Raw genomic sequence first — 25,759 nt, 5'->3', positions numbered from 1 at the left:
ATTACAGGTTTTATTCAACACACCTGGATTTATGCAAATGCATGCTTTATGCGTTTGCACACTTTAATTCTATGCATACGCATAAAAAGGCCCAGACTTTGCTTCGCTATTGCATATCGATTGCCTGGATACCCGATATGCCTGCCTACCCTGATATGCCTTTTTGCCCCGAGACCACCTGGCCTTCTGCTGTCGACTCTTCACACACAGCGATGATGTGTTGTGACCCACTGGATGATCGTGTGCTCGATTGCAATCGGGCCATGTTGGCCATGTTGAAGCGGTCGCGCACCGAAGTGCTGGCCAGGTCTTGCTCGTCACTCTTTGGCCATGACCTGCCACGCATGATCAGCTTGACCCAGGCCTGTATGGACAAGGGGCATTACTACAGTGGCGACCTGTCATTGACGCTTGGGGAAAAGCAGCACCTGGCAGTTGAAATCTTCGCTTCGCACTTTATGGATCAAGGTCATTCAAGGCTATTGCTGGTGATGTTCGATGCGAGTGAAGTTTTGCGGCAGCGCGAACAGGCAGAGCGGCACTGGCTCCAGCGTGGGGGCTTACTGGAATGGAAGCGCATCGAAGGCGCTTTCAAGGAAATCGAGAGAGACAATCAACTGATTCTCAGCGCCGCAGGTGAAGGTATTTATGGCGTCAACGCCGAAGGTGACACCACCTTCGTCAATCCGGCCGCATTAAAGATGCTGGGCTGGGAGGAAGGACAACTGATCGGCAGAGATGCGCATTCGGTGTTCCATCATACCCATCAGGACGGTAGTCACTACCCCAGCCAAAGCTGTCCGATCTATGCAGCATTCAATGATGGCATCGTCCACGTCGTGGATAACGAAGTGTTTTGGCGCCAGGACGGCAGCCACTTTCCGGTGGAGTACACGAGCACGCCGATTCGTGACGAGGGTCGTCTGGTCGGCGCGGTGGTGATGTTTCGCGACGTCAGCGAACGACGTGAAGCGGAAAAACGTCTGCGCTTGGCGCTGGCGGAGGTGGAGTCACTCAAGGAACGTCTGGAAATGGAGAACGCCTATCTCCAGGAAGAGATCCGCGCCGAGAATAATTATCAGCAGATTATTGGCCGCAGTCAGCCGATCAAACATTGTATCAGCCAGATTCGTTTGGTCGCGCCAACCGACGCCCCGGTATTGATCACCGGTGAGTCCGGAACCGGCAAGGAGTTGATCGCCAGGGCCATCCATCAGAGCAGCACACGTAGTCAGCGCCCACTGATCCGGGTGAATTGTGCCGCCATTCCCCGGGACCTGTTCGAGAGCGAATTTTTTGGCCATGTTCGTGGTGCTTTTACCGGGGCGACTGCAGATCGGCCGGGCCGATTCGAACTGGCCGACGGAGGCACCATCTTTCTGGATGAGGTAGGCGAGCTGCCCTTTGATCTGCAGGGCAAGCTGCTACGCGTATTGCAGGATCAACAATTCGAGCGAGTGGGCGACACCCGCACTCGTAGCGTGGATGTGCGCATTATCGCCGCGACCAACCGGCAATTGCGTCGCGATGTAGAGGAGCGACTGTTCCGCGAGGACCTGTACTTCCGGCTGAATGTCTTTCCGATCGAGTCCTCGCCGCTGCGCCATCGCGTCGAGGATATCCCACTCTTGGCCACACACCTGATCGAGCAGGCCTGCAAGAAGCTCAAAAAGCCAGCGATGGCCTTGTCGTTGGCCGATCTAAAAAAAATGCAGAGCTACTCCTGGCCTGGCAATATCCGTGAGCTAGAAAATATCATCGAGAGGGCAATTATTGTCTCTGCAGCGGGCAAGCTGCATATCGAGATACCCGTCGGCGGATCACAGGGCATCGACCGTTCGGAGACAGCAGTAAAGGCAGAGTTGGTCTCTAGACTAGTCCTGACTGATCAGGAAAGACGCATGGGCGAACGGGAAAACATCTTCAATGCCTTACGCCAGACCAAGGGTAAAGTGGCTGGGCGCGAAGGCGCTGCAGCCCTGCTGGGCATGAAACCGGCTTCACTGTATTCGCGGCTACGCCGCTGGCATATCGACGCCAGAACATTCAAGTCCCATTAACTTTTGCCCTATTGTCGTGTCGTATTGAGCTTTATTCCGAACCGCGACGAAAATAGCCATTTGTATATGAGAGAAAGTTGCGATATCGAGCTGATCACAATGTGGCCCACTCTATAGCGTGTCGTAGCGGCAAAAGGCCCGGCCTGAACCAACACAGCAATACTGGAGCCGCTGACACCTTCCACAGAAAACAGGGCTTCAGAGGTTAAGTTATCTTCGGTAACGTGATCTGAAAGAGCAGGATTTGTGGAAGGAAGCGTTGTAACGCGGCTAACGGTCAAATCCGACCTTCTTCAATTTCGTCTTTTGTGCCTATATCTAGAGTGGATAACCGATACTAGTCGAGTTCCTCCCTGATCTACCAATTTGCCACAAGCCTTGTGGCTAGTAAAATGCAGCCAATTTAGGCAACTTCTCTTCCATGTACCGTATTGGCCTCCGAAAGGTAACAAATGCGTATTCGGACCATCCAACCGCTTTAGGGAAACACTCAACCCCATGATTGAAGAGTCAGCCTTAATTGAAGATCTGAGGAATCAGAAGCCCGGAGCAGCCGAAATCGCGGTATCTCTCCACCAGGGATTTCTATTGCTGATGGTCAAGCCGCTGGTAGGCGAAGACCTTGCAAATGACGTGGTTCAGAACACCTGGATCAAGGCGCTGGCTGCAATTAATACGTTTGAAGGACGCAGCCAGTTCAGAACGTGGTTAACACGCATTGCTTTGAATGAGGCCAAGGCGCTACTGCGCAAGCATCACCGGGAAACATCTCTCGAATCATGGGGTGAGGATCTGGGGTCACCCATTGCAAACCGATTCAAGGAAAGTGGCGCCTGGCAGACGCTGCCCCATACCTGGCATCACGACACGCCCGACTCCTTCCTGACTGAAGCCGAATTGCAGGAATGTATCACCAAGCATTTGCATCGCCTCCCGCTAGCGCAGCGCGGAGTAATTATGCTTCGCGAACTGGGCGGGCTCGGCTTCGCTGAGATCGCTGAGGAGTTAGCTATGAGCGAAGGTAATATCCGCGTTCTGCTGCATCGCGCCAGGCAGACCATGCACTCCATGCTGAATCACTTTGAGGAGGAAGGCACATGTTGAGCTGTTGGGAAATGTCGGAGATGGGTTCGGACATTATCGATCACAAACTGAGTTTCAATTCGCGTATGGCGGTCATGATGCACATTGGCATGTGTCGGCATTGTCGCCGTTACATCAAGCAGTTGAGTCTGACGTCTGAGGTTCTCAAATCCCTACCTTTACCGGCGCAGCCACAGGACATAGCTCGTGTGCTTGCCGCGCTGGAAAAGGAAGAACGCAATTGATCAGCCCGCTGATTGGCTTTCGAGTCGCTTTGCGTCCACACAGAAGCGATCTTCGTTCATAAAGGCAATCAACAGAACGCTGGCCGCGAATATGATCAATGACGGATAGAATAATGCGTTGCTGCCATCCAGATACCAACCCCAGGGATCGATGACTGACGTTGCCACTGCCAATAACGAAGCGGTATTGAATAGAAGCTGAATTGTATAAGCCCACCGACGCATGGCACCTAGCACCACGACCAATCCGATTATGACCTGCAGTATCCCGGCAAAAGGCAAAATAACCTCAGAAGCAATCAAACCAAAATAGTACTTTTCTGCCACGGCAATACCGTGCTCCGTATTGAAAATCTTATCCGCGCCCCACACAACGAGCAGCCAACCCATTGATATTCGCAACCCCAGCAATGACCATGCTTTCATTTATTCGTCTCCTGATAGGCATAGGCCCGAAATTAATGAGCGATCGCTCAAATAAATCGCTAGATTAATGTGGATTGAGCAGCCATTCAAGTAAATAGGCCAGCCCTATGGTCGGCTGCTAATACTCAAACACGATAATAGTTACTTAGGTGTTTGACGGGGGAGGCTTTACTGGGGATTCGATGCAAAAAAGATGCTCGGGATATTGCCTGCTGAAGAAGACACCAGCGTCAACCCGCTGGTGCCAAGCCTATCCCAATAACTGTACATAATAGATCAGGCTTTATCGACACCGTCTTTCAACGCTTTTTTGGCATCGCCCTTCAGATTCCGTGCTTGGCCTTTGACTTCCTGAGCGATACCTTCACCTTGCAGACTCTCGTTACCGACCGACTTGCCTACTGCCTGCTTGCCCTTACCAATGATTTCGTTAGCGGTACCCTTGATCTTGTCTGTGGTGCTGGTCATGACGGCGCTCCTGACGACGATCGGAATTCGACCGTGTCTGATTGAGACATTCAAACTGTCTTTCGGTTCACCGCTAGCGCTTGCGCACCCGATCAGCTGCACATTGTCAGTCGCGCTGCAGAAACTCTACCTCGAACCCGCGCGCGTCCAGTTGCTTTACTTCCACTGGCCGACCGCCGCTGTCCATCCGCAAAAGACCGATCCCACTGCCATTCCAGAGTCTTTCCCCAGCTTTAGCGCGGTCAGGATCGCGCGGAGTGACGCGCATGCGACGGCGCTTGGTCAGCCAGTTGAGTGGCGACCAGGGAGCGTAAAGCCAGCGGTTGAGACGATCAAACCAGTTCAACAAGTTCTGGGGAAAGGTATTCTTTAAACCACTGCTAGTGATCTGCCAGATATGCGGATGCCGATCATGATCGCGGTCTCGAATAGAGATGTCATAGACGAATGAATAATGCACGTCACCGGAGAGCACAACGAAGTTAGCCGGGGTGCGGGAGTGGCGGAAGATATTCAGCATGACGTTGGCGGCGCCGCGATGGGCCATCCAGTTTTCCGCATCCACCAATAGCGGCTTGCCGAAAAGGGTGAACAGCTTTTGGATACCTTCGATCAACTTTACACCGAACATCGGTGCCGCCGAAACAATAACAACTGCTTCTTTGTCCAGCAGCATCTGCTGCATCTCGCTCAGCGCTTCCCAGTTCATCAAGCCCGACGGCTGTCCGGGTCGACGTCTGTTGCGCCAGCGTCGGGTACGCGTGTCCAGCACCATAAGATGCGGCGTGCCTATCACTTCATACCCCCAGTCCTGAAAGGCCAGCACCTGATCAATAGAAGCATTCTGGGCAGAGCAGTCCAGCCAGCCGCCCACGCAGGCATTGCCAAGCAGGACAGCAAGCTGTTGCAGCGGCTCGCGTGTCTGCTGCGGATCATTCCCCCAGGCCTGGCAGAGCAGGTAAGCCTCCAGCGCGTTGCCAATGATGCGGCGCGAGAAGGGATGTCCGTAGGCAATACGCTCCCAATCGGCAGTCAGATTCCAGTCATCGGTAACGTCATGATCATCGAATATCATCAAGCTCGGTAAGTGCGCAAGCAGTCGTGCGGTCTGCGGCAAGCCACTGACAAATTCATCAATAGCGGCTTTTTCCCGAGCGTAATAATCAACCTTTTCAGCATCGAACGAAGGGGCTTTTAGGTTAACCAGCGTCCAAGGTACCGGGGACCAGACCAACAGGTACATCGCGAACATTTCAGACAGCGTCATCAGGTGGTTGTGAGCATTGGCCGAGGTAAATACCGGTTTTCTTGCCCCGCCAAAAAACCGTTCTCGCAGCGGAACATTAACGTGTATGTCGGGCAAGAGCTGCTCGCGCTGGTAAAAATTCTGCTCACTACGATAAAGGGCCTGGCTATCAGCGGCCGTGGCGCCCTCAAGTTTTTCATCGAATAAGCCCAGATGCTCTATCAGTTGATGGATGGCGTGAAGCATTGGCCCTGCGACGTCGTCCACGTATACCTGATCACCACTCATCATCAACCAGGCGGGCCGCTGCTCCGGTTGGTCCAGGCGCTCGGCTAGCCAGCCATCCGCGCGTACAAGCCCGTCAGCACAGGGGAAATGCGGCTTGCGGCAGGAGCCGTGCAACAGAGTACGATTGCTACCGGCAATCATGAATGAAGGCCGATCCCTGTCCGTATGCAGCAAATGCGGATACGCACTACCCAAATGCTGACGATCATCCTCTTCGCCCCAATGCAGGTCGTAGCCGATAATCGTATCAACCGGTAGCGGCTCCTTCAGCATCACTTCCAGCAGATGAACAAACGCGTGGGCTCCGAGCGGGATCACCTGGCAAAAGGGACCGTCAGTGGCGATTTCAATGACGTCATCACACCCCGGGCGTTGTAATGTCAGCACCATCGGCAAAGGCCTGCTCGCCACCAGCCAGATGAGCAGACGGGAAGGCTCCAGACGTCGCAGGAGCGGACCAACAAGCATAACGGGGAGCACTTGAGTATCGTTTGCAGGCATACAGTCTCGAACTACTTGAAGAAACGCCGGGTTGAAGCGAATGGAATCGAAGAATATTACCTGACTGCTGAATGTGCCACTCTAATGCACATCAAGCTGTAACTTATGATCAGTCAACACCACGGCGACTGTCCATTCCCAGACTGCGGCTGTGCAGCTAGCCTGCATTCCTTACTTCCCCGCTCAAGAGAGATCCAACTATGTTCGACCGCCACTACAGCGTCTGGCCCGACCAGGTTCCCCATCATCTCGAACTACCCCAGACCAGCCTGTACAGCAACCTGACCGTAGCGGCGTTACGCTATCCGCAGCACCCGGCGATTCTTTATTACGGTACCGCGCTGAGCTATGCCGAACTGGAGCGTCAGGCCGAGGCACTGGCGGGATACCTGCAGGAAGCTGGCGTAAAGGCTGGGGACCGGGTGTTGCTGTATATGCAGAACAGCCCACAATTTGTGATTGGTTTCTACGCCATCCTGCGCGCCAATGCCGTGGTGGTACCCGTCAACCCAATGAACCGCAAAGCCGAGCTGGAATACCTGATAGCCGATACCGAAGCCACCGTGGCCTTGAGCGGGCTCGAGCTGCTGGACAATTTCGATGGGCTCATAGGGGTCGGCTCGCTACGCGAAGTGATTGCCACCGCCTACGGCGAATATATTGTTGAGCCCACCAATCTGGAGCTACCCGATGCGGTGCTGCTCCAGGGACCAGCACCCGAACTGGCAGGTGTGACCCGTTGGCAGGATGCTCTGACTGCAGCTTACTTCCCAGGCCCGCTGACCGCCGGGCCGAACGACAACTGCGTTATCCCCTATAGTTCCGGCACCACCGGTAACCCCAAAGGCTGCGTACATACGCACCACAGCGCAATGGCGACCACTGTGTACTGCTCCGTATGGGGCAACGCCCAACACAACAGCGTGCAACTGGTATCGGTACCGATGTTCCATGTGACCGGCATGCAGGTGTGCATGAACAGCGCCATTTATATTGGTGGCACTCAGGTGGTGATGACCCGCTGGGATCGTAAAGTTGCTGCGCAGCTGATTCAGGACCATGGCATCACCGGCTGGCGAAATATTTCGACTATGGTGGTCGACCTGCTGTCCGAGCCGACCATCGATGATTACGATCTGAGTAGCTTGCAAGGAATCGGCGGTGGCGGCGCGGCCATGCCTGCTGCTGTAGCGGCCAAGCTGCATAAAAAAACCGGCCTGCACTATGCCGAAGGCTATGGGTTGTCCGAAACCATCAGCGCCACCCACATGAACCCGCCAGAAGCCCCTAAGCCACAGTGTTTAGGCATTCCGATCATCGGGGTGGACTCACGTATCATTGATGTCGACAGTCTGCAGGAGGTTGGCGTGGGGGAACCGGGGGAGATCGTATTGCATGGTGAACAGGTATTTGGCGGCTACTGGCGCCGAGACGACGCCACCGCTGAAGCCTTTATCGAGCTTGAGGGCAAACGCTTCTTCCGCTCGGGTGATATTGGCTACTACGACGAGGACGGTTATTTCTTCCTCGTCGACCGAATCAAGAGAATGATCAATGCTTCCGGCTTCAAAGTCTGGCCAGCGGAAGTGGAATCACTGCTATACGGACACCCCGCAGTCCGGGAAGTATGCATCATCTCTACGCCAGATGAGCGCCGGGGCGAAACCGCCAAGGCGGTGGTCGTCCGCGCAGACGGTCACGAGAGCGTGACGCCGGAAGAGATCATGGACTGGTGCCAGACGAATATGTCTGCCTACAAGTGCCCGAAACAGATTACTTTCGCTGACAGCCTGCCCAAATCGCCTACCGGCAAGATTCTGTGGCGCACACTGCAGGAGGAGGAATGGGCTGGCCGGACCTGAGTCGCAAGCAATAAACAGAGTGCATTGCTGGCAGTGACAGCATGCACTTCTTAGCCGCAACCATCTGACGGAGCTGCCATGAGCGAACAACCAACGATTTCGGTTCTTATACTGGGGGGGACCGGGCTGGTAGGCAGCCATCTGATTCAGCTGGCTTTGGGGCATCCACGGATCAAGCATGTGATTGCGCCAACCCGGCGCCCTTTAGCAATCCATGAGCGCTTGCACAATCCCCTGATTGATTTTGATGCACTCCCGTCAGAGGCACCTTGGTGGGAGGCTGACGCGGTGCTATGCGCACTGGGTACCACACGTCGACTAGCCGGATCACAGGAACAATTTCGTCGAGTCGATCACGATTACGTCCTTCAGACGGCCGCGCTGGCCCGGCACTGTGGTGCACCGGTGTTTGTCTTCAACTCATCATTAGGCGCAGATGCAAATTCTCGATCGCTTTATTTGCGTACCAAGGGCGAAACCGAAATGGATCTGGAAGCACTCGGTTTCAGCGCTCTGACCCATGTGCGGCCCTCACTGTTGAATGGCGAAAAACGCACCGATTTTCGCCCTGGGGAAAGTATTGGATTGTGGCTCGCTAGACGCTTTGAACCCCTTATACCTGCACGTTACAAGGCAGTCAGCACACGCGATGTAGCCGTTACGATGCTGAACGCAGCGCTGGAGCCCAAACAGGGTGTGCAGGTGATAGAGTCAGATCAAATCAGGCGCCCTCTCTGACAAACGCGAGTATGGCGATTTGCCGTACCCCGAATGATCAGGTCGCCAGCTATACTGTCGTAATAAGCCCGAGGCTAAACGGATAGGAATATGATCGACTACAGCAAAAAACGCTTTCTGGTAGTAGATGACTTTTCCGAGTTTCGTACTTCTGTGACGGGAATGCTGCGCCTGATGGCAATAAAGGATGTCGACTCGGCCGCTCGCGGTGAAGATGCCATAGCCATGTGCCGGAACACCGCCTACGACGTAATCTTGCACGATTACAATCTGGGCGCCGGCAAAAACGGTCAGCAGGTGCTTGAAGAGCTGCATCATGCCGGATTGATCAGCCCGCACTGCATCTTTGTGATGTGCACCGCCGAAAGCAGTCAAGCCATGGTCATGAGTGCCCTGGAGTGTGAACCTGATGCCTACCTGACCAAGCCCTTTAATCGCGCCAGCCTGCAACAAAGACTGGACAAGCTGGTGGAGCGCAAGCTGGCACTCAAGCCAATCCTTGATGCCTTGGCCCGCCATGATCAACAAACGGTGCTGGCAGCTTGCGGTCAAGTAATGGAAGACAACAAGCGTTTTGTACCGCAGTGCCAGCGGTACAAGGCAGGCGCCCTGAAAGCACTCGGCAAGCATGCCGAATTGGAATCCATGCTGGCCGAGCTGATCGCCGATCGTCCCATGCCCTGGGCACTGGTGCTACTTGGCAATCACTGGCTGGACCGTGGCGAACTAGACAAGGCAGAAGAACTGTTCACCTCCGCTATCAGTCAGTTTCCTATGCTACCGGCGTTGTTCGATGGCCTGGCAGCGGTTCATGCTGCCCGAGGGGCGACAGATAAAGCCCAGGACTACCTAGAGCAAGGTTTACGCATCTCGCCCCACAGCCTGCAGCGACAACATGAACTGGGCAAGATGGCAAAAGCCAATGGCGATTATGACAAGGCAGTACGAGCATTCAGACAGGCAGTTGATCTGGGGCGAAACTCGCAGTTTCGCAACCCCGAAAACCACCTTCAATTGGCATCCAGTCTGACCGAGCAAACAGGTGATGCATCGCCAGGATACAAAGTTCTGCTCGAAGTTCGCCAGACCCTGGGTGATCTGAGCAAGACCTGGAAAGATGATCAAACGCTCGCAGTTCGCGCGCACCTCGTGCACGCTGGAGCTCTAGCCAAGTCAGGTGACCAGACGGCAGCCGACAAACTGATAGCAGAGGCTAGCGCCAAGATGGCAGACCTCCCGACGTTCTTTTCTGCCAATATTGCCCTTGAGATCGCGACCCAGCTCCAAAAACTCGGCCATACAGACAAGGCCGAGGATATTCTGGCGAATTGCGCCGAGATGTACGGCGACGATAAGAAGATAATGGATGCCATCGCCGGACAAACAAGCAATCCGGCCATCCTCAATGTCTGTGTTCAAGTGCAGGGACTGAACAGCAAAGGCATCCGGTCATATCAGCAAAAACAGTTTCCTCAGGCACTTGAGTTATTCCGACAAGCGCGTGAGTTGCAGCCGCGCAACATCAGTATTGCATTGAATACCGCTCAATCACTGCTGAGACTCTTATTGATTGAACCCGCTACTGAGTTAAAAACAGAGTGCCAGGAGTGCCTGACGCAGGTCAGCAATATACCGTCAACAGATCACCGCTACGCCCGTTACGAAAAACTCTGCGCAACTGTGGCTGGACTATGAGCGACAAGGGGCAGAACGACTCATCCCATAGCCTGGACTTTTCAACGGTAATTGCTTCAACCGTGCACGACATGAAGAACTCTCTTGCCATGCTCATGCAGGCCTATGAGAAGTGGTCCGTTGAATTGCCACCAGAACTGAACAAGCCCGCCGAGCGCGGGATGATCGAATACGAGTCCCTACGCCTTAATGGCATGCTGGTGCAGATGCTCGGTCTCTACAAACTGGGGGTCAACCAGCTGCCCATGCGCCCGAACTGGATCGAAGTAGAGGACTTTCTCCAGGAGCAGTTGGCCCGACACGACGAGATTTTGCAATCGCGTCACATTATCGGCACCTACGAAGTCGAAGAGGATGGTTTGATGGCCTTTCTCGATACCGAGCTGGTTGGCTCAGTGGTGAGTAACGTGATCAACAACTCCATCCGTTACGCGCAGTCAGCTATTCACTTGAAAGCGTGGAGCGAAGACGATCAATTGGTAATCGCTATTGGCGATGATGGCCAGGGCTACCCGCCAAGCATGATCGAGCACCAGTCCGATTATGTGCTGGGTATCAACATGAGCACCGGGAGTACGGGGTTAGGTTTGTACTTCGGTCAACGCATCGCTGAGCTGCATCAACGTAACGGCGTGCAGGGTCGTATTGAACTGCGCAACGACAGCACCTTGGGCGGCGGGGAATTCCGCATTTATTTGCCCTGATGGCGAGAGTGCTCAGCGCGGCATCATCCGCACTCCTTCGATGTCGGTCAAGGGCTGCGGGCGACCCAGGTAATAGCCCTGCGCATAATCAACCCCGAGTTCCTGCAGGCAGCGCAGAATACCTTCGCTTTCAACAAACTCGGCGACCGTCAGCAAGCCCATCTCATGCCCGATCGTATTAATTGCTGACACCATTGCCCGGGCAATCGGATCCGTTTCGATATCCTTGATAAACACACCGTCGATTTTCAGGAAATCCACCGGAAGTGTTTTAAGGTAGGCGAATGAGGATAACCCTGACCCGAAGTCATCGAGTGCGAATCGGCAACCAATCGACCTAAGCCTCTGCATGAAAACCACCGCACGACTGAGATTCGCTATGGCGCTGGTCTCGGTAATCTCGAAGCAAATGCACTTTGGCGGCACGCTATGTCGTGCAAGCGTTGCCAGCACGAATTCGAGGAAGCTATCCTCACCCAGAGACGCCGCTGACAAATTGATTGAAAAGTTGCTCTGATTATCCGGCTGACGCCGACAGTAATCCCCGATCCATGCTAAAAAATTGCCTACTACCCAGCGATCGATCGCGGTAGCGAGGGCGTATCGCTCGGCGGCAGGCATGAATGCGCCGGGGGGGATCACGCTGCCGTCGTCACCCAGCATTCTCACCAGGACTTCGAAGCTCGGGCTCGATGTAGTGCCGGCGACCGGCATGATCCGCTGTACATAAAGGCGTAGCAGATCTTCATCCAGCGCTTGTCTGATGCGGTTGACCCATAGCATCTCGCCTCGCCGCTCGAGCAGTTGCTCGTCGTCAGCCTGATAAATATGGATACGATTGCGGCCGGCGTCCTTGGCGGCGTAGCAGGCGCTGTCGGCAGCGCTCAGCAGTCGGCCAAGGGTTTCCCCCGGAGCGATTTGTACAAGTCCTATGCTCACGCCGATGGCGAACGTTTTACCTTCCCAGCTGAAACGAAACTCCTCGACCTGGGCACGCATGCCGTCAACGATGGGCAGCGCCTCCTCCAGATGACAACCAGTAAGCAACAGGCCAAATTCATCGCCGCCCAAACGCGCGAGCAGGTCAGTATTGCGAATGCGCGCCTGGAAAAGCTTGCTTAACTGCCGCAACAGTTCGTCGCCCGCCGCATGCCCACAGGTATCATTGACGATCTTGAACTGATCAAGGTCCATGTAACACAAAACCTGCTCACCCCGTTCGGCGAGGGGTAAGGCCAGAATTGCGGCTACTCGCAGCTCGAATTCAGCCCGATTAGCCAGACCTGTCAGCGTGTCGTGAGCGGCCTGATGCGACAGTTCACGCGCCAGCCGACGATTGACGGTGACGTCACGGAACGTCAACACAGCCCCAATAATCCTGCTTTCATCATCCCGGATGGGGGCAACCGCATCCTGAATGGCAACGTCGCTGCCATCGCGGCGGCGCAGCGTGAGGCCCACACCTTCCTGTGTGGGCCTCGGTTGGCGATAACGGCGCAACAGCGCCGTCACTGGATTACCCAAAGCAGCCCCGCTGATTTCATCGAACAGGCGATAAACATCATCAAGCGAACGACCGGTGGCCTCGGCGCGCTCCCAGCCGGTGAGCTTTTCCGCTACCGGGTTGATATACCAGATGCGACTATCCGGTCCGGTAGTGATCACACCATCGCCGATCGACGCCAGCGTCACCTGGGCCAGCATCTTTTCCTGATGCAGCTGCTGCTCGATGCGACGGCGCTCGGTAATATCGCGAATCATGCAGGTCACCACCTGGTCATCGAATGCGCCGCGGCTGACGGTCAGCTCAGCCACGAACTGTTCGTGTCCATTACGGCTGAACAGTACTTCCTGTTTCAGCTCGCCTACGCTGTCTGGACGCGGCAGACCGGTCCAGCCTTCCTCAGCTACCAACCGGTGCAGTGGCTGACCCATCAACTCGGCTGAGGACAAACCAAACAAACGTTCAGCACCAGGATTACAACTGGCCAGAACACCCTCGGGTGAGCACGTGATAATTCCGTCCCGTATATCCCGGATGATCGACTGAGTCATCCCGACGGCATTTTGCAGCGCGCGAATAACCTTGTTGTACTGCCCCGCTATCTGGCCAACCTCGGTAAAAGGCTCGACCGGAACTTCCTGGGCAAAATGGCCATCGTGCTGGTGCGTCGCCATGGCTTCGAGCAATTCGATAAGCTCGGTGCGAGCGCCATGTTCAGACACATTGAGTCCCATACGCTCTTCGTCCGGCGTTACTCGCAGGGGCAAAACACGGTTGACCAGCTTCAGCACAATCCAGGTCAGACCGAATGCCCAGAGACCGGCTACTATCACACCTTCTCCCTGTACCAGAAACTGCTCCCAGCGTCCCAATCCGGTTCCTAGCTGTTCCGTGTCAGCAAACAGGGCCAGCGCCAGCGTGCCCCATATACCACTAGCCAAGTGCACTGGCACCGCACCCACTGCATCGTCTATGCGCAGCCGAAAAAGCAAACGATCGGCAAGATACATGATGAAACTGCCGGCCAAGCCGATCAGCAGCGCCGCACCAGCGTCGACCACGTGGGCGCTTGCGGTAACGGCTACCATCCCGGCTATCAGCCCGTTAAGAGGATAGACGGGATCCACCAGCCGCCAGCGCAGCCAGGACAACAGCATTCCCCCAATAATACCCGCCATTCCAGCGAGGACTGTATTGGCGATGATCCCCGGAACACGGTTATCAAAACTGAAGGTACTGCCGCCATTGAAGCCGAACCAGCCAAACAGCAATAGCAGTGCGCCGAGCATCGCCAGCGGTAAATTGGAGCCCGGTAGGCTGCGGCCGTTGCGATCCACATCAAAGCGACCTTCACGCGGTCCGAGAACCAAGATCACAGCCAGCGCAATCCACCCACCCACGCTGTGAACAACGGTGGAACCGGCAAAATCAACGAAGCCCTTCTCAGCTAACCAGCCGACGCCATCACTGAAGGTTCCCGCCCACGCCCAGTGACCGTAAAGGGGATAAATGAGTCCGGCGGCAAGCATGGTGACCACCAGATACGCGCTAAAACGCATACGCTCAGCCGCTGCACCCGAAACAATGGTTGCCGCTGTAGTGCAGAACATGGCTTGAAAGAGGAAAAAGGCCGATTGCCAGGTGTCCGTAAAGGACAACATGACAAAACCACTACCAACCCAGCCGTTCTCGCTCGCCCCGAACATCAGGCCGAATCCGAACAACCAGTAAAGAATAATCGCCACACTCAGGTCGGTCATATTCTTGACCGCCACGTTGATGGCGTTCTTGCTGCGCGTCAATCCCGCCTCTAGACACAGAAAACCCAGCTGCATGTTGAAGACAAGTCCCGCGCAAAGCACGACCCAAAGTACGTCCAACATATCTAATGACATCGCGGCACCTGCAAGCCAAACCAGCTATGGCACTTTGATAGCGCGCGATCATTGCTGAAGCACTATAAAAGCGCATGATTAATGCGCCAGAGGCGCATCGGCTCAGTACAGTGCAGGATGATGCAGAATGTGTACCACTATTGGCCAAGCGGCAGAACGCCACCCGGCCGAGGAGCAATACCGCCAATCAGTCAGCGATGCGCACCAGCTGCTTACCAAAGTTCTTGCCGTTCAGCATGCCCTTGAATGCTTCAACGGCGTTGTCCAGACCTTCGGCGACCGTCTCGCTGTACTTGAGCTTACCGGAGGCAATCTGTTCAGCTAGATGGGCAGTGACTTCCTGATGCTGGTCTTGCCATTCGGTCACCAGGAAAAAACGGTGCTCTGGCGGCTCTTCCATCGCGCCAAATACGTGGAAAGGCGTCTCGACCTTGCTGGCATCTTCAGCGTTGTAGGCAGACACAAAACCACAGATCGGCACCCGCGAACCGCTGTTGAGCAGTTTGGCTACAGCGCGAGTAACAGCACCGCCAACGTTTTCGAAGTACACATCGATACCATCCGGGCAGGCCGCTTTCAGATCGGCTTCCAGATTGCCGCCCTTGTAGTCAATGCAGGCATCAAAGCCCAGCTCTTCGACAACATAACGGCACTTTTTCTCGCCGCCGGCCACACCCACTACCCGGCAACCCATCTGCTTGGCGGTCTGGCCGACCACGGTACCAACAGGGCCGGATGCAGCGGCGACCACTACGGTTTCGCCTGCTTTGGGCTTACCCACGTGGGTCAAACCGCAGTAACCGGTACGTCCAGGCATGCCCGCGACGCCAAGATATGCCTGCAGTGGTACGCCCTGATCCTTAATCTTGTAGACCATTGGCGCATCACCGGAAATGATCGAATACTCCTGCCAGCCAGAGTAGCTGGTAACCACGTCGCCGACGCTATATTTGGGGGACTTGGATTCAACCACGCGACCAACACTCTCGCCCACAATGGTCGCACCTATCTCGATCGGGTCCATGTAACCCTTGCTATCGTTCATGCGCGGACGCATGTAGGGGTCCAGTGACAGCCACAATGTCTTGAGCAACACTTCCCCGTCTTTCAGGTCGCGCACAGGCTCTTCGCGAATGACCAGGTCGTCATTCGCGATTTCACCTTGCGGCCGTTTGTTAAGCACTACTTTGCGATTAGCGTTGTCAGACATGAAAAACCTCGAATTGACGGAAACAAAAAAGGGGGCTGAAAAGCCCCTGACCCAGGGATGATAGACCAGCGCGGGCGGATGTCACGATTGCGGCGGTACTATTCACCGGGCTGATTCCAAGACAATTGGCAGCGCGAAGCTGTTTTGCAACGCGTTTGCTCAAGCCTCATCCCGGCTGACTAGCTGGTTACGCCCTCGGGCTTTGCCTTGATACAGCCTGCGGTCCGCGCTGCGATACAGCATCGATGGGCTTTCACCATCAATTGGCCACTGGGCAAGACCGAAGGTGGCCGACAAAGCGATGTTGATGTGTTCGTGGCTCAGACAGGTACTTGCTATAGATTCTCGCAAGTCCTCTACCAATGGCATCGCAGCATCTCTATCGGTATTGGCAAGCAGGATACCGAATTCCTCGCCACCCAATCTGCCAATCACATCCGTCTCCCGCAAACGCCCCAGCAGACAGCGACAGATATGCTGTAACGCGGCATCGCCCGCGTCATGCCCCCATCGATCATTCACTTCCTTGAACAGGTCCACATCCAGTATTACCAGCACAAAAGGCGACTGGGAGCGATTGGCTGCCTTAACACTGCGTTCCAGAGAGGACTGGAAATACCCACGATTAGCCACCCCGGTCAGCGCATCGGTTTCCGCCATGTCCTGCAAAGCACGTTGAGCCCCTGCCCGACGTACCTCATACAAATGCATGAAGACAATCACCAGCAAACCGCACAGTACAGCATTACCCAGATCAATCCACCCAGAGGGCCCTTGCGGAATGCCAGAGCGCAACAGGTAAGACCCGGTCGCCACCGTGATGAACGGCGCGGCAAGGACGAATCCAGCCTTACGGCCCAGTAGCAAATAGGACAACATTGGCACCAGATAGACCCAGACAAAAGCAGTAACCGATGCGCCTGGCATGCTCAATATGTAGATCAGGAAGCAGAACAATGGCAAGAGAAAGACATAGATCCACAAGGTCACGTTGCGCGCGGCTGTAATCCGTGCGGACGCCCAGAGAAGCAACGCAGTGGCCCCTAATTCGAAAGTTGCCAGTAGGTATCGGCCCTCGAGAGCCTGCAAGACGCAAAAGAAGCCTAGGGCAATCCCTGTGGTTAGAAAAATCAGGCGCAGAAGAGAGCGCTGATCGGCATTAGCCAGACCACTGTTTCCCGAAGACTGCCCCTCGGCACGGTTGCGGTCGTTCAAACTTCGCATCTCTTTATTTGACATCCCTGTTGCTGAATACCCACTGAGTGTAGCAGCGCAGGACATCCATCACATCAACATCAGTCGGTGCTGAGAGCAGCAATATGCTCATCTTTCAGTCGAACATAATTGCCCGCAGTGTAAGTAAAAAAACCCAACTCCTTCTCGGTCAAAGGGCGTATCTGTCGAGCAGGGCTGCCCATATAAAGAAAACCCGTTTCAAGTGTCTGCCTGGCCGGCACCAGACTGCCCGCCCCCAGGATGACCTCATCCTCGATAACCGCGCCATCCATCACGATACTGCCCATGCCGATCAATACCCGGCTGCCAATCGTACAACCATGCAACAAAACCTTGTGACCGACGGTCACATCATCGCCGACCTGTAAAGGATAACCATCGGGATTAAACGGCCCGGCATGGGTAATGTGCAGCACACTGCCATCCTGCACGCTGGTGCGGGCACCTATGCGAATACGATGCATGTCGCCGCGAATGACCGTGCTTGGCCACACCGAACAGTCGTCGCCCAACTCGACGTCGCCAATCACTACCGCCGTAGGATCAAGAAATACAGCCTGGCCGAAAATCGGTTCCTTGCCACGGAAAGCACGAATCTGCATGGTTTGTTCTCCATTGGGGAAAGCTCTTGATACCATTAATAAAAATGAGTAGCCGTGCGAAAGCGCAGGGTGTTTCATATCATGCTGAACATTGGCCCAGAATGCACCCAACAGGATACCCAACATAATGTCCAACCCTCTGCTGCAACCCTATGACCTGCCGCCCTTCAGCAGCATCCGTGCTGAGCATGTGAAGCCTGCCATTGAGCAGGTGCTGGCAGACAGCCGGACGCAACTAGCACACCTGCTCGATCATGCTCCGGAAAAATGGACCTGGGCCACCCTGATTGAGCCTCTGGATGATATGGGCGAAAACTTGTCGCGCGCCTGGTCACCTGTCGGTCATCTTAATGGCGTCATGAATACCCCAGAGCTGCGAGAGGCCTATAACAGTTGTTTACCGCTGTTGAGCGAGTTCAGTACCGAAATGGGCCAGAATCAGAAACTTTTTGAAGCCTACCAACAACTGGCTGATAACACAGAATTTGCCATGCTGGACCAGACTCAAAAAACCATTATCGAGCACGCCCTGCGTGACTTCCGCCTGTCCGGCATTGCCTTGCCCCAGGCCCAGCAAAAACGCTATGGCGATCTGAAACTGCGTTTATCCGACCTGCAGAGCCGCTTCTCCAATCAAGTGATGGACGCAACCCATGCCTGGAGCCGTCATATAAACGATTCAAGCATCCTTGACGGACTACCCGAGTCTGCCATGGCTCAAACGCGTCAAGCCGCAGAAGCACAAGAACTGGAAGGTTGGGTGGTCAATCTGGAGTTTCCCAACTACTTTGCCGTGATGACCTATGCACACGACCGCGCACTGCGCGAAGAGGTCTATACCGCTTACAGTACCCGGGCCTCCGACCAGGGACCCCTTGCTGGCGAAAACGACAATGCGCCGCTGATCGACGAGATTCTTAGCCTGCGCCAAGAGTTGGCAGAACTGCTCGGCTACGCCAACTATGCAGAGCTGTCACTGGTAACCAAGATGGCTGACAGCACTGACCAAGTGGTCAGTTTTCTGCGTGATCTGGGCCAGCGCAGCAAACCCTTTGCCGAGCAGGACCTAGAGGCACTTAGGGTATTCGCCGCGGGCAATGGCTGTGCGGACCTGCAAAGCTGGGACATGGGTTACTACAGCGAACAGCTGCGGCAGCATCACTACTCGATTTCGCAGGAAGAGCTCAAACCCTACTTTCCGATCGATCGGGTCCTGCAAGGCATGTTCGGCGTGGTCGAGAAGCTCTACGGCATACAACTGCGCGAAACTCAGGAGTTTGATCGCTGGCATCCGGATGCACGGCTGTTCGAGGTTATCGAGAACGGCGAGGTCACTGGCCAGTTCTTCCTCGATTTATACGCACGCAGCCAGAAGAGAGGTGGGGCCTGGATGGACGGTTGCCGTGACCGTCGACAACTCCCCGGAGGCCAGCTGCAGCGGCCAATTGCCTATCTCGTCTGCAATTTCACCCCGGCCGTGGGCGGCAAGCCCGCGTTACTGACCCATGACGAGGTCACTACCTTATTTCATGAGTTCGGGCACGGTTTGCATCACTTGCTGACACAGGTCGACTACCCCGCCGCATCCGGTATAAACGGAGTAGCCTGGGATGCGGTAGAGCTACCGAGTCAGTTCATGGAGAACTGGTGCTGGGAGCCCGAGGGGTTGGCACTGATTTCCGGCCACTTCGAGACCGGCGCTTCACTTCCGCAAGACCTGCTGGCAAAGATGCTTGCCGCACGCAACTTTCAGTCGGGACTGGGCATGCTGCGTCAAATCGAGTTCTCGCTCTTTGACTTTTTGCTGCACCGCCGCGAGGATCCAAGTCTGACCGTGCAGCAGGCCCTCGATACTGTACGCGATGAAGTGGCAGTGTTTCGTCCACCGGCATTCAATCGATTCCAGAATAGCTTCGGCCATATTTTTGCGGGCGGTTATGCCGCAGGTTATTACAGCTACAAATGGGCTGAGGTACTTTCGGCCGATGCCTTCTCGCGATTTGAGGATGAAGGCGTACTCAATACCGATACCGGCAGAGCCTTCCGCGACAACATACTCGCCAAGGGCGGTAGCCGCGAGCCAATGGAGCTATTTGTCGCGTTTCGCGGCCGTGAGCCAAGTATCGATGCGCTCCTGCGACACAGCGGCCTGACTGGAGAAGCAGCATGAGCGAAGAGACTGTTATCAAGCGATTTATCGCCGGCGCCGTTTGCCCTGCCTGCACCGCAATGGATACCATTCGGACATTCGACGAGGACGGCAGACCCGCGCGCGAGTGCGTTAGTTGCGGCTATGCCGATACACTGGACGAGCGCGGTAATGCAGTTCCGCGCGAAGTCCCCACACGGGTCAACAAGGCCAAACCAGCCCCGGAGAAAAAGTCCCAGACAGTGCAGTTTTTCCCTAATCCGAAACTGAAAAAGAAGCAGTAGACCTCAGAGACTGTCGCGCAGCTTGATTTCGATGCCAAGCTGTTGCGACATACAAGGCCACTCCTCCCAGAGCGAGCGCTGACCTTCGACATGCATGCGCTGCTTGTACTCACTGAAATTCGGCCCTTGGAAAATGCTATCGGGCACCAAGCCATCAACCGTGACCTGCACCATTGCATCAAGCTTGTTGGCGAAAGAGTCTTCCAGCAGGTGGTGGGCAATCAAACTGGCGCGGGTGGTATCCAACGGCACCAACTGACCACCACCATGGCTCAGATAGCGGTCATTAACCTCTTCGAGCAGACGATGCGCAAGATAGGCCTCGTCCAGCAAAGACAGGAGTCCGCAATGATCCGACGGCAGATCTGGCGGTTGCACGAAGAAGGTTTCAGCCATCTTCAGCACCGGCAGCAACTGCGGGCCTATTTGCGCCTGAATCGCCACTGCCTGAGCCGCCTCCAGAACATCTGGCACCTGGCAAATATAACCCCGCACAAAACCCATCAGCTTGTTGATGTCATGCTCACAGGCCGCTGCAATGGCCGGATGCAGAGTCGGCAGGCGCTCCTCAAGCCAGGAGCACAAGGTGGATTCGGTCATCTCATGCTGTTCAGCCAGAGTGATGCGCTCGCGCAATGCGACAATATTCATCGATGACTCCGGTAACGCAGCTGCGAGGCGGCTGCAAGGCGGCTGTAGGAATGTATCAGAATGTCGCAGTCAACCTAGCAGAGCTTATTGATATCGTCAAAGTGGCTCGATTTCGAGGCATTAGACCAAATTGGCGATCCACGGGTTCACCTTGCTACAGAGGCCTGAATAACGCGTAGCGGTAACACAAACTCACGTACATAATATTGACAAACAACAAAAAATAGATAGATAGGGGATTGCCTTAAGACCTGTCAGGTCTATACTCGACCAGTCTGGCAGTTATTTGGGGGGCCAGCCGCCTTGTTTCGTTCCTGCCTTATGGCGGGGACAATAAAAGCGCGACATCCGTGTTTATCAAGTCCTGAAGACGACATAAATACCCTTCCCCCCACTCCAGAAATGATAAAAAAAATAAGGGGAACCGGGAATGTTGCGACATGCAAGCGCCTGGCTGGGTGGTCTGCTATTGCTGACTCTCAGTGGCACAGTAAGCGCCGGATGGGCATTCAATATGCGCCAGGGCGTGACCGACATCAGTCGGTCGGTATTCGACCTCCACATGCTGATCTTCTGGATCTGTGTCGTTATCGGCGTCATCGTCTTTGGCGTGATGTTCTGGTCGATGTTCATGCACCGCAAGTCCCGGGGTGCAGTACCCGCGACATTTCACGAGAATATCTCGGTGGAGGTCCTCTGGACCGTGATTCCATTGCTGATTCTCATCGGCATGGCAGTGCCCGCGACGAAAACCCTGATCGATATATACGACACGGAAGAATCCGACGTCGACATCATGGTCACCGGCTACCAGTGGCGCTGGCAGTATAAATATCTTGGCGAAGATGTCAGCTTCCTCAGCAACCTCACTACTCCACGCGAGCAGATCAACAACGAGGCTGAAAAGGGTGAAAACTACCTGCTGGAAGTAGACGAGCCTATGGTGGTCCCCATCGGCAAGAAGATCCGCTTCCTGATCACTTCAGCAGACGTAATTCACTCTTGGTGGGTCCCTGCTCTGGCAGTCAAGAAAGATGCCATTCCGGGTTTCGTCAACGAAGCTTGGACCCGTATCGACGAGCCCGGCATCTATCGCGGTCAGTGCACCGAACTATGCGGTCGCGATCACGGCTTCATGCCCATCGTTGTCGACGCCAGAACACAGGAAGACTACGACACCTGGCTGGCCGATAAAAAAGCAGCTGCAGCAGCCGAATCCGAACTACGCGACAAGGATTGGTCACTGGCCGAGCTCATGGAGCGTGGCGAGCGCGTTTACTTAACCAACTGCGCAGCATGTCACCAGCCAGACGGAAGCGGCATGCCGCCTGCCTTCCCTGCACTCAAGGGCAGCAATATTGCACTTAACGATATTCCTGCTCACATCGATATCGTAGTCAACGGCAAACCCGGTACATCAATGGCTGCGTTCGGCGGCCAGCTGTCTGAAGTCGATATTGCAGCGGTTATCACCTACGAGCGTAATGCGTGGGGTAATGACACTGGCGAAATCGTCAGTCCGCTGGATATTCTCAACTTCAAAGACGGCCAATAGGAGACCATCATGAGTGCAGTGATCAATCATCATCACGCCGACCATGCGCATGGTCCGGCCAAGGGCCCGATGCGTTGGGTACTGACCACCAACCACAAGGACATCGGTACGATGTACCTGTGGTTCAGCTTTGCCATGTTCCTACTAGGCGGAACCATGGCGATGGTAATTCGCGCTGAACTCTTCCAACCCGGCCTGCAGTTGGTTGTGCCTGAGTTTTTCAACCAGATGACCACAATGCATGGCCTGATCATGGTATTTGGCGCAGTAATGCCGGCGTTCGTAGGCTTGGCCAACTGGATGATCCCGATGATGATCGGGGCTCCGGACATGGCCTTGCCGCGCATGAACAACTTCAGCTTCTGGCTGTTGCCCGCTGCATTTAGTCTGCTGGTTTCCACACTCTTTATGGAAGGCGGCGGTCCCAACTTCGGCTGGACATTCTACGCCCCTCTATCCACTACCTATGCGCCCCCGAGCGTGACCTACTTCATCTTTGCTATCCACCTTGCCGGCATTAGTTCGATCATGGGCGCGATCAACATTATCGCGACCATCATCAACTTGCGCGCGCCGGGCATGACGCTGATGAAGATGCCACTGTTCGTCTGGACCTGGCTGATTACTGCCTTCCTGCTGATTGCCGTCATGCCGGTACTAGCGGGCGTGGTGACCATGATGCTGATGGACATCAACTTCGGCACCAGTTTCTTCAGCGCTGCAGGTGGCGGTGACCCAGTGATGTTCCAGCATATTTTCTGGTTCTTTGGACACCCCGAAGTGTACATCATGATCCTGCCGGCTTTCGGCGCGGTCAGCCAGATTATTCCGGCCTTCGCGCGTAAGCCTCTGTTCGGTTATACATCGATGGTATACGCCACCGCCGCAATCGCGTTTCTGTCGTTCGTTGTCTGGGCTCACCACATGTTCACCGTCGGCATACCGCTAACCGGCGAACTGTTCTTCATGTATGCCACCCTTTTGATCGCTGTGCCTACGGGCGTCAAGGTGTTCAACTGGGTCAGTACCATGTTCCGTGGATCACTGACCTTCGAGACGCCCATGCTGTTTGCCATCGCCTTCGTGATTCTGTTCACCATTGGCGGCTTCTCGGGCTTGATGCTGGCGATTGCACCTGCTGATTTCCAGTATCACGACACCTATTTCGTCGTAGCCCACTTCCATTACGTACTGGTACCAGGCGCGATATTCGGCATCTTTGCTTCTGCCTACTACTGGCTGCCCAAATGGACCGGCCACATGTATGACGAAGTCCTGGGCAAGACGCATTTCTGGATGTCCTTTATCGGTATGAACCTAGCGTTCTTCCCAATGCACTTCATTGGTCTGGCAGGAATGCCGCGCCGAATTCCGGACTACAACATGATGTTTGCCAACTTCAACATGGTGTCGTCTATCGGCGCATTCATGTTCGGGGCGACTCAGTTGTTGTTCCTTTTCATCGTGATCAAGTGCATCAAGGGCGGACCTAAAGCGGCCGCCAAACCATGGGATGGTGCTGAGGGTCTAGAGTGGACAGTGGCATCGCCTGCGCCATATCACACCTTCAGCACACCACCGGAAGTGAAGTAGGAGGATGCCTGTAATGCGTGAAGGAATGAGCACAAAGCGTCTGGTCAGCCGCCTACTGTTGTTGGTGGTCGGGATGTTCGGTTTCGGCTTCCTCTTGGTGCCGATCTATGACGTGATGTGCGACGCCTTCGGCATTAACGGTAAAACCAATAAAACAGCCTATGAAGACAATGGCCAGACAGTGGATGAGGCCCGCTCAATACGCGTGCAGTTCCTGTCAACCAATGCTCAGGGCATGGTCTGGTCGTTCGGTCCACAGGGCAGTGAAATCGTGCTGCATCCCGGTGAAACACGTGAAATGCTCTTTACTGCGCACAATCCGACCAATAAAGAGATGGTGGCTCAAGCCGTTCCAAGCGTGTCCCCATCCAAAGCTGCTGCTTACTTCCACAAAACCGAATGCTTCTGCTTTACCCAGCAGACGTTGCAGGCAGGTGAGACTGTGGAAATGCCAGTACGCTTTATTGTTGACCCGGAGTTGCCGCAGGACGTACATCGTCTGACCCTGTCCTACACATTATTCGATATCACTGAACGCATGGCCGGTCCCGACGTGGCGGCGGTGCACAGCAACTGAATTTGACTGCCTGATAAGGAGAACAAGAGATGGCGAGTCACGAAGCACACGAAACGCACGAAGCTTATTACGTACCGGCGCAGAGCAAATGGCCGATAGTGGGGTCGATTGGTCTGCTGGCATCGGTATACGGTGCCGGCACCTTGATGATCAATAACGGGGAAAGCGGTCAGCTGATAATGATCGCCGGCCTGCTTATACTTACCTGGATGATGTTTGGCTGGTTTGGCAATGTCATCAAGGAAAGTCACGAAGGCTTGTACAGCGCGCAAATGGACCGTTCCTTTCGCATGGGCATGGGTTGGTTCATATTTTCCGAAGTCATGTTCTTCGCTGCGTTTTTTGGCGCGCTGTTCTACACTCGCACCTTTGCTGGCCCCTGGCTAGGCGGCGACGGAGACAAGGGCGTCGCCAATATGCTCTGGCCAAACTTCGAATATGTCTGGCCATTGATGGCCAACCCTGATCCAAGCCTATTCCCGGGACCGAAGGAAATCATCAGTCCCTGGCAGTTGCCGCTGATCAATACCATCATTCTGATCACCTCAAGCGTGACCGTGACCTTTGCTCACCATGCGTTGCGGGCAAACAAACGCACCGCGCTGAAAGCATGGCTAGGACTGACCGTGGCACTCGCCCTGGTCTTCCTGGGGCTGCAAATTGCAGAGTACTTCCATGCTTATAACGATCTGGGCCTTACCCTGGATTCCGGCATCTACGGATCGACCTTCTTCATGCTTACCGGCTTTCACGGCGCCCACGTATTCATGGGTACCGTTATTCTGTCGGTCATGTTGGTTCGTATTTTCAAAGGTCACTTCACACCGGAGCAGCATTTCGGCTTTGAAGCAGCCAGCTGGTATTGGCACTTTGTCGATGTGGTCTGGGTGGGTCTGTTTATTTTCGTCTACATTTTCTGACCGCAATTGTGGCCCGGACTCCGGGCCACAATTCATAGCAGCGTGGTTAGTGAAGCCACGGCGTGTTCCAGACGAATTGCCCTGACCAGAATCCGTAGGCAATCAGCAGCATCAGCGCGACGGTGAGCGAAATACGCACGCTCAATGCCGTTATCAGACGCCGCTCTGCCCCCGTATCCTTGACCAGAAAGAACAATCCGCCGAACAGACTGACGAGAATAGCCAGCAGCAAGGCCACGATGACCAGTTTTAACCACATAATAGAAG

General features: G+C 54.9%; 22 protein-coding genes. 13 read left to right on the top strand and 9 right to left on the bottom strand.

From position 1 onward, the window contains the following. Positions 1–137: 137 nt before the first annotated feature. The 3 genes from ACJAXR_RS09875 (at position 138) to ACJAXR_RS09865 (ending at position 3,388) form a co-directional block, all read left to right on the top strand. Positions 138–2,060 (top strand): sigma 54-interacting transcriptional regulator, encoded by a 1,923-nt coding sequence (locus ACJAXR_RS09875; RefSeq protein WP_415058090.1) that lies wholly within the window; start codon positions 138–140, stop codon positions 2,058–2,060. A 498-nt stretch (positions 2,061–2,558) separates the two neighbouring features. After that, on the top strand, positions 2,559–3,164 hold the full coding sequence (locus ACJAXR_RS09870) for an RNA polymerase sigma factor (RefSeq protein ID WP_415058089.1): 606 nt from the start codon (positions 2,559–2,561) through the stop codon (positions 3,162–3,164). Continuing rightward, positions 3,158–3,388 (top strand): anti-sigma factor, encoded by a 231-nt coding sequence (locus ACJAXR_RS09865; protein ID WP_415058088.1) that lies wholly within the window; start codon positions 3,158–3,160, stop codon positions 3,386–3,388. Before ACJAXR_RS09870 ends, ACJAXR_RS09865 begins: the two co-directional genes overlap by 7 nt. Here the strand turns inward: ACJAXR_RS09865 and ACJAXR_RS09860 are convergent, their stop codons facing one another. From ACJAXR_RS09860 to ACJAXR_RS09850, 3 genes are all read right to left on the bottom strand, one after another. Beyond that, complete coding sequence (locus ACJAXR_RS09860; RefSeq protein ID WP_415058087.1) at positions 3,389–3,814, bottom strand: DoxX family protein; 426 nt, start codon at positions 3,812–3,814, stop codon at positions 3,389–3,391. Positions 3,815–4,090: 276 nt separating this feature from the next. After that, entirely contained in the window at positions 4,091–4,282 is a 192-nt protein-coding gene (locus ACJAXR_RS09855; RefSeq protein WP_415058086.1) for a CsbD family protein, read from the bottom strand. Positions 4,283–4,388: 106 nt separating this feature from the next. Then, on the bottom strand, positions 4,389–6,284 hold the full coding sequence (locus ACJAXR_RS09850; RefSeq protein ID WP_415058085.1) for an alkaline phosphatase family protein: 1,896 nt from the start codon (positions 6,282–6,284) through the stop codon (positions 4,389–4,391). Positions 6,285–6,517: 233 nt separating this feature from the next. Here ACJAXR_RS09850 and ACJAXR_RS09845 point away from each other — a divergent pair, with 233 nt between their 5' ends. From ACJAXR_RS09845 to ACJAXR_RS09830, 4 genes are all read left to right on the top strand, one after another. After that, positions 6,518–8,179 (top strand): long-chain-fatty-acid--CoA ligase, encoded by a 1,662-nt coding sequence (locus tag ACJAXR_RS09845; protein ID WP_415058084.1) that lies wholly within the window; start codon positions 6,518–6,520, stop codon positions 8,177–8,179. Positions 8,180–8,257: 78 nt separating this feature from the next. Continuing rightward, positions 8,258–8,917 (top strand): oxidoreductase, encoded by a 660-nt coding sequence (locus tag ACJAXR_RS09840; RefSeq protein WP_415058083.1) that lies wholly within the window; start codon positions 8,258–8,260, stop codon positions 8,915–8,917. A 90-nt stretch (positions 8,918–9,007) separates the two neighbouring features. Beyond that, entirely contained in the window at positions 9,008–10,612 is a 1,605-nt protein-coding gene (locus ACJAXR_RS09835) for a tetratricopeptide repeat protein (protein ID WP_415058082.1), read from the top strand. Continuing rightward, positions 10,609–11,316, top strand: coding sequence for a sensor histidine kinase (locus ACJAXR_RS09830; protein ID WP_415058081.1), 708 nt, complete (start codon positions 10,609–10,611; stop codon positions 11,314–11,316). The genes ACJAXR_RS09835 and ACJAXR_RS09830 overlap by 4 nt, the downstream gene beginning before the upstream one ends. A 12-nt stretch (positions 11,317–11,328) precedes the next feature. Here the strand turns inward: ACJAXR_RS09830 and amt are convergent, their stop codons facing one another. From amt to ACJAXR_RS09810, 4 genes are all read right to left on the bottom strand, one after another. Then, entirely contained in the window at positions 11,329–14,715 is a 3,387-nt protein-coding gene (amt, locus tag ACJAXR_RS09825) for an ammonium transporter (RefSeq protein WP_415058080.1), read from the bottom strand. A gap of 187 nt (positions 14,716–14,902) precedes the next feature. Then, the gene (locus ACJAXR_RS09820) at positions 14,903–15,925 is read right to left on the bottom strand and encodes an NADP-dependent oxidoreductase (protein WP_415058079.1); all 1,023 of its coding nucleotides are present in this window, start codon (positions 15,923–15,925) and stop codon (positions 14,903–14,905) included. Positions 15,926–16,084: 159 nt separating this feature from the next. Further along, positions 16,085–17,149: a GGDEF domain-containing protein gene (locus ACJAXR_RS09815; RefSeq protein ID WP_415058078.1), complete on the bottom strand. Its 1,065-nt coding sequence runs from the start codon at positions 17,147–17,149 to the stop codon at positions 16,085–16,087. 71 nt (positions 17,150–17,220) lie between these two features. After that, positions 17,221–17,763, bottom strand: a complete 543-nt coding sequence (locus ACJAXR_RS09810) for a gamma carbonic anhydrase family protein (RefSeq protein ID WP_415058077.1) — start codon at positions 17,761–17,763, stop codon at positions 17,221–17,223. Between the two features lie 127 nt (positions 17,764–17,890). Between ACJAXR_RS09810 and prlC the strand changes: the two genes are divergently transcribed. Together prlC and ACJAXR_RS09800 are read left to right on the top strand one after the other, a co-directional pair. Continuing rightward, positions 17,891–19,933, top strand: coding sequence for an oligopeptidase A (prlC, locus tag ACJAXR_RS09805; protein ID WP_415058076.1), 2,043 nt, complete (start codon positions 17,891–17,893; stop codon positions 19,931–19,933). Continuing rightward, complete coding sequence (locus ACJAXR_RS09800) at positions 19,930–20,196, top strand: YheV family putative zinc ribbon protein (RefSeq protein ID WP_415058075.1); 267 nt, start codon at positions 19,930–19,932, stop codon at positions 20,194–20,196. Before prlC ends, ACJAXR_RS09800 begins: the two co-directional genes overlap by 4 nt. A gap of 3 nt (positions 20,197–20,199) precedes the next feature. Here the strand turns inward: ACJAXR_RS09800 and ACJAXR_RS09795 are convergent, their stop codons facing one another. Continuing rightward, positions 20,200–20,847, bottom strand: a complete 648-nt coding sequence (locus ACJAXR_RS09795) for a hypothetical protein (RefSeq protein ID WP_415058074.1) — start codon at positions 20,845–20,847, stop codon at positions 20,200–20,202. A gap of 430 nt (positions 20,848–21,277) precedes the next feature. Between ACJAXR_RS09795 and coxB the strand changes: the two genes are divergently transcribed. Genes coxB through ACJAXR_RS09775 form a run of 4 tightly spaced genes read left to right on the top strand, consistent with a single transcriptional unit; the run spans position 21,278 to position 25,492 of the window. Continuing rightward, positions 21,278–22,402, top strand: coding sequence for a cytochrome c oxidase subunit II (coxB, locus tag ACJAXR_RS09790; RefSeq protein WP_415058073.1), 1,125 nt, complete (start codon positions 21,278–21,280; stop codon positions 22,400–22,402). Between the two features lie 9 nt (positions 22,403–22,411). Continuing rightward, a complete protein-coding gene (ctaD, locus tag ACJAXR_RS09785; RefSeq protein ID WP_415058072.1) occupies positions 22,412–23,995 on the top strand; it encodes a cytochrome c oxidase subunit I in 1,584 nt (527 codons plus the stop codon). A 13-nt stretch (positions 23,996–24,008) separates the two neighbouring features. Continuing rightward, positions 24,009–24,572 (top strand): cytochrome c oxidase assembly protein, encoded by a 564-nt coding sequence (locus ACJAXR_RS09780; protein ID WP_415058071.1) that lies wholly within the window; start codon positions 24,009–24,011, stop codon positions 24,570–24,572. 29 nt (positions 24,573–24,601) lie between these two features. Next, positions 24,602–25,492, top strand: a complete 891-nt coding sequence (locus tag ACJAXR_RS09775) for a cytochrome c oxidase subunit 3 (RefSeq protein ID WP_415058070.1) — start codon at positions 24,602–24,604, stop codon at positions 25,490–25,492. Between the two features lie 46 nt (positions 25,493–25,538). Here the strand turns inward: ACJAXR_RS09775 and ACJAXR_RS09770 are convergent, their stop codons facing one another. Beyond that, positions 25,539–25,751, bottom strand: coding sequence for a DUF2909 domain-containing protein (locus ACJAXR_RS09770; RefSeq protein ID WP_415058069.1), 213 nt, complete (start codon positions 25,749–25,751; stop codon positions 25,539–25,541). Positions 25,752–25,759 lie beyond the last annotated feature (8 nt).

Origin of the sequence: Halopseudomonas sp., assembly GCF_047631575.1 — a bacterium.
Lineage (GTDB): Bacteria > Pseudomonadota > Gammaproteobacteria > Pseudomonadales > Pseudomonadaceae > Halopseudomonas.
This window is presented reverse-complemented; position numbering and strand designations above follow the sequence as displayed.